Origin of the sequence: Rhizobacter sp. (assembly GCF_031412075.1) — a bacterium.
Classification (GTDB): domain Bacteria; phylum Pseudomonadota; class Gammaproteobacteria; order Burkholderiales; family Burkholderiaceae_C; genus Rhizobacter.
On sequence record NZ_JANOCG010000251.1, the window covers coordinates 1 to 5,039 of the forward strand.

The window sequence follows — 5,039 nt, forward strand, 5'->3', positions numbered from 1 at the left end:
CACACAAACCATGCACTGGTTCATCAAACGCGGCTTCGCCCAGGTTGACCCCGATTGGCTGCCCGAAGCACGCAAGCGCAAGTACAACTGGGACAGGCGCTCCCAGGTGCTGGTGAAAAAACTGCCCTGACGCACCACAAACCGCCTACCGATTCATTTCCAAGGAGTACCTCATGGCCCGTACCGTTCAATGTGTTCACCTCAAGAAAGAGGGCGAAGGCCTTGATTTCGCCCCCTACCCCGGCGAGCTGGGCAAGCGCATCTACAACGAGGTCAGCAAGGAAGCCTGGCAGCTGTGGATGAAGCACCAGACCATGCTGGTGAATGAAAACCGCCTGAATCTGGCCGACCAACGTTCGCGGCAATATCTTGCACGCCAGATGGAGCGATTCTTCTTTGGCGAAGGCGCCGAACAACCGGCTGGTTATGTGCCGCCCACGGCCTGACCTTATCTCGGTTTAAACGAGGGGTTTCCCGAGTATCTTGGCGATTCTGGATTGAACAATAGTTCACGGCATATTGTTATTTTCCTGACATAAAATATGCGGCACGCGTGTTTCGCGTTGCTTCATATTCGTCGCCAAGGAGGAACAACATGTCATCGCTTCAAGACTTGCTGGCAAAGCGGGCTGCTCTCGAGCAGGAAATCGAAGCCACCCAGAAACGTGAGCGCCAAGACGCCATCACCAAGGTCAAGACCTTGATGAGTGAATATGGCCTGAGCGTTGCCGACCTTTCCACCAAGAGCACCAGCAGCAAAGCGGGCGCCACCAAAGGCGCCAAAGTGGCGCCGAAGTACCGAAATGCCGCCACCGGCGACACCTGGAGCGGGCGTGGCCTGCAACCCAAGTGGCTGAAAGCCGCCCTCGCCTCGGGCAAGAAAATCAGCGATTTCGCAATCTGATTCTCTTGATGCCCTGACCGCCGCCTGCGGGCGGCGTTTTGTTTGGGTGCGCTTCGTTAGACTCCTTCGGTGATTCCGCCCACCTTCGTCCAAGAGCTGCTTTCGCGCACCGACATCGTCGAGATCGTTGGCCGCCATGTTCAGCTCAAGAAGGCAGGCATTAACCACAAGGGCCTGTGCCCCTTCCACGGGGAAAAGAGCCCGAGCTTCATCGTCAGCGCCTCCCGCCAGACCTACCACTGCTTCGGCTGTGGGGTGCATGGCAACGCCATCGGCTTCCTGATGGAGCATTCGGGCATGGGCTTTCTCGACGCCGTGCGCGACTTGGCCCAGCAAGTCGGCCTGACCGTGCCCGAAGATGATCGTTCCCCCCAAGAACGTGAACGCGCCGCCGAGCTGAAAGAGCGCCAGGCGACGCTGAGTGACGTGCTCGCCAAGGCCGCCGAGCATTACCGCAAGCAGCTCAAGTCCAGCCCCCGCGCGGTCGACTACCTCAAGGGCCGCGGCCTGACCGGTGAAATCGCCGCCGCCTTCGGCCTGGGCTACTCGCCCGACGGCTGGCGCGGCCTGGCAAGCGTGTTCCCACACTACGACGACCCGCTGCTCGAAGAGAGTGGGCTCGTCATCGCCACGGGCGAAACCGAGGCCGACAAAAAGCGCTACGACCGCTTTCGGGACCGCATCATGTTTCCGATCCGCTCGGTGCAGGGTGATGTGATCGGCTTCGGTGGCCGGGTGCTCGAAAAGGGTGAACCCAAGTACCTCAATTCCCCTGAAACGCCGGTTTTCATCAAGGGCCGTGAGCTCTACGGCCTGCACGAAGCGCGCACCGCCATGCGCCAGAAGGGCTATGTGCTGGTGGTTGAGGGTTACATGGACGTGGTGGCGCTGGCCCAGCTCGGTTTCCCCAACGCCGTGGCCACGCTGGGTACGGCCTGCACCGCCGAGCATGTGCAAAAGCTGTTTCGCTTCACCGACTCGGTGGTGTTCAGCTTCGATGGCGATGCCGCCGGGCGCCGCGCCGCTGGCCGCGCGCTGGAAGCCTCGCTGCCTCACGCCAATGACACCCGCACGGTGCGCTTTCTCTTCCTGCCGACCGAACACGACCCCGACTCCTACGTGCGTGAGCACGGCACCGAAGCCTTCGAACAATGCGTGGCGCAAGCCGTGCCCTTGTCGCGCCAGCTCATCGAAGCCGCCCGCGACAACATGGACCTCGACACCGCAGAAGGCCGTGCCAAGCTTCTCGCCAATGCCAAACCGCTCTGGGCCGCACTGCCCGAAGGGGCGTTGAAGCTGCAGCTTCTGGCTGAGCTGGCGCAATCGGGCGGCCTGGCCACGCCGGACCTGGCGCAGCTGTGGCAAACCGTGGCGGCGCCCCGGCGGGCAACGGATTCCAACGCGCCGGGAGCGCAGCCCGACGCCTACCGCCCGCAGAAAGCACCTCGCTCCAATCGGATCACCAACCGCGCCGCCCCAGCCAGCCCGGCCGACACGGCATTGCGCATGCTGCTGCTGCACAGCGAGTGGTGGCAACAACTCGACGCCGACGACCACGAGCTACTGGCCGGCCTGCCACCACTTCATGGGCCCTTGTGCGCCTGGCTGGAGCGCTACCTGCACGAACATGGGCCCACGCCCTGGGCGGTGCTCGAACAGGCGTTGAACGACACCGAATGGGCCGATGCCGCGCTGCGCCTGGTACCTCAAAGTGTGCTTGACGACGAAATGCATTTCGCCGACCTGCGCCGTGTGGTCGACGGCATGTGGATCAAATCGCTGCAAACCCAGCAGGAGGCACTGATCCAGCAGGTGGCTACTGACCCCCAGGCTTTGACGCGCTGGCGCGAGCTGGAAGCCCGCCGCAAGCTCCTGCTGAGCCAATCCCGTCAACCCACTTTGACGTAACTCCTTGCATCGACGATAATCAAGGGTTTGTTACGCGGCAAGAGTGACAGCAGCACCTCCGGGCCCCGGCCACCCTCTGACCCAGGGTCCCCACTGAAGGCCAACTTTCCCCGCAAGGGCTGCAATTCGATGGTCACGCCAGCTTGTCCGCCGATGTGTCAATGACATTGGCCAAATCTGTGCCGGCAACCTGCCGCACAGGTTGGCTTTGCTTTTGTGCATGCGCTTGATTGCATGCACAAAGCCGTGACGCCCACCACCATTCGAGGATATGCATGACCGCGAAGAAGAGCGCCCCCGCCAAGGCAGCACCAGCCGCTGCGCCCGCCAAAGCCCACAAGGCCGAAGCCGAAGACAAGAAGAAGCCTGCCAAGGCTGCTGCAGTCGCCAAACCCGCTGCCAAGGCGGTCGAGGCCAAAGGCAAGCCCGGCCGCAAGCCCAAGGCGGGCGCCGTCGCCGCCAAGAAGGAAGAAGTGCCTGAAGAAGACTTCTCCGACATCGAAGCCGACCTGGCTGGCGAGCCTGAAGTCGAAACCGAGGGTGGCGAAGAAAAGGTCGCCAAGGTCAAGCCACTTCGCATGAAGGTGTCGCGCGCCAAAGAACGCGCGCTGATGCGCGAATTTGGCCTCGACGAGACCGCGCTCACCGAAGAAGAAGTCGCCAAGCGCCGCCAGGAGCTGAAGACGCTCATCAAGATGGGCAAGACGCGTGGTTTCCTGACGCACCAGGAAATCAACGACCACTTGCCTGAAAAGCTGGTCGACGCCGAAATCCTCGAAGCCATCGTGTCGATGTTGAACGACATGGGCATCGCGGTGTACGAACAGGCGCCCGACGCCGCCACGCTGCTGATCGCCGGCGGCGGCACCACCACGGCCACCGAAGAAGAAGCCGAAGAAGCTGCCGAAGCGGCGCTGTCGACGGTCGACTCCGAGTTCGGCCGCACCACCGACCCGGTGCGCATGTACATGCGCGAAATGGGTACGGTCGAACTGCTCACACGCGAAGGTGAAATCGAAATCGCCAAGCGCATCGAAGGCGGCTTGCAGGCCATGATGCTGGCCATCAGCGCCTCGCCGACCACCATCGCCGAGATCCTGGTCTATGCCGACAAGATCGGTGCGGGTGAGATGCAGATCTCCGAGGCGGTTGATGGTTTTGTCTCCGAAGACGAGGCTGACGACTACGTCGCCGAAGAAGACGTCGACTTCTTCGACGAAGAAGACGATGACGACGGCCAAGGCGGCAGCAAAGCGCTGACCAAGAAGCTCGAAGAACTGAAGACCGCAGCGCTGACCAAGTTCGCCAACCTGCGCATCAACTTCGACAAGATGCGCAAGTCGTTCGAGAAAGACGGCTACCAGTCAGCCTCGTACAACAAGTCGCAGCTGGCCATCAGCCAGGAGCTGATGACGATCCGCTTCACCGTGAAGACGATCGAGAAGCTGTGCGGCATCTTGCGTTCGCAGGTCGATGACGTGCGCCGCTACGAGCGCGAGCTGCGCAAGATCCTCGTCGACAAGTGCGGCATGCCGCAGGAATACTTCATCAAGCATTTCCCGCCCAACCTGCTCAACCTGAAGTGGGCCGAAAAAGAGGCTGCGGCTGGCAAGAACTACAGCGCCATCCTCGCGCGCAACCTGCCCGCCATTCAAGAGCTGCAGAAGAAGCTGACAGACCAGCAGGCCCGCGCCGTGGTGCCGCTTGAAGACCTGAAGCAGATCAACAAGCGCATGAACGAAGGCGAAAAGTCGTCGCGCGATGCCAAGAAAGAAATGATCGAGGCCAACCTGCGCCTCGTGATCTCGATCGCCAAGAAGTACACCAACCGTGGCCTGCAATTCCTCGACCTGATTCAAGAAGGCAACATTGGCCTGATGAAAGCGGTCGACAAGTTCGAATACCGCCGCGGCTACAAGTTCTCGACCTACGCCACCTGGTGGATTCGCCAGGCCATCACCCGCTCGATCGCCGACCAGGCGCGCACGATCCGCATCCCGGTGCACATGATCGAGACGATCAACAAGATGAACCGCCTGAGCCGCCAGCACCTGCAGGAGTTTGGCTTTGAGCCCGACGCCAGCGTCCTGGCCGAAAAGATGGAAATCCCGGAAGACAAGATTCGCAAGATCATGAAGATCGCCAAAGAGCCGATTTCAATGGAAACGCCGATTGGTGACGATGATGATTCACATCTCGGCGACTTCATTGAAGACGGCGCCAACAC

The 5,039-nt window shown here is 61.2% G+C and carries 4 protein-coding genes; all 4 read left to right on the forward strand.

The annotated features are described in order from the left end of the window. The first annotated feature begins 173 nt into the window (after window positions 1-173). The gene (locus RMO40_RS08975; protein WP_296687174.1) at window positions 174-446 is read left to right on the forward strand and encodes an oxidative damage protection protein; all 273 of its coding nucleotides are present in this window, start codon (window positions 174-176) and stop codon (window positions 444-446) included. A 149-nt stretch (window positions 447-595) separates the two neighbouring features. After that, window positions 596-904, forward strand: a complete 309-nt coding sequence (locus RMO40_RS08980; RefSeq protein ID WP_309719322.1) for an H-NS family nucleoid-associated regulatory protein — start codon at window positions 596-598, stop codon at window positions 902-904. Window positions 905-973: 69 nt separating this feature from the next. After that, on the forward strand, window positions 974-2,812 hold the full coding sequence (gene dnaG / locus RMO40_RS08985) for a DNA primase (RefSeq protein WP_309719325.1): 1,839 nt from the start codon (window positions 974-976) through the stop codon (window positions 2,810-2,812). 275 nt (window positions 2,813-3,087) lie between these two features. Beyond that, on the forward strand, window positions 3,088-5,039 hold a 1,952-nt coding region (rpoD, locus tag RMO40_RS08990), incomplete at its 3' end, for an RNA polymerase sigma factor RpoD (protein WP_309719328.1).

Excerpts from the sequence above, each read along its gene's own strand:
- RMO40_RS08975 (WP_296687174.1), top strand. The coding sequence starts at position 174 with ATGGCCCGTACCGTTCAATGTGTTCACCTCAAGAAAGAGGGCGAAGGC.
- RMO40_RS08980 (WP_309719322.1), top strand. The coding sequence starts at position 596 with ATGTCATCGCTTCAAGACTTGCTGGCAAAGCGGGCTGCTCTCGAGCAG.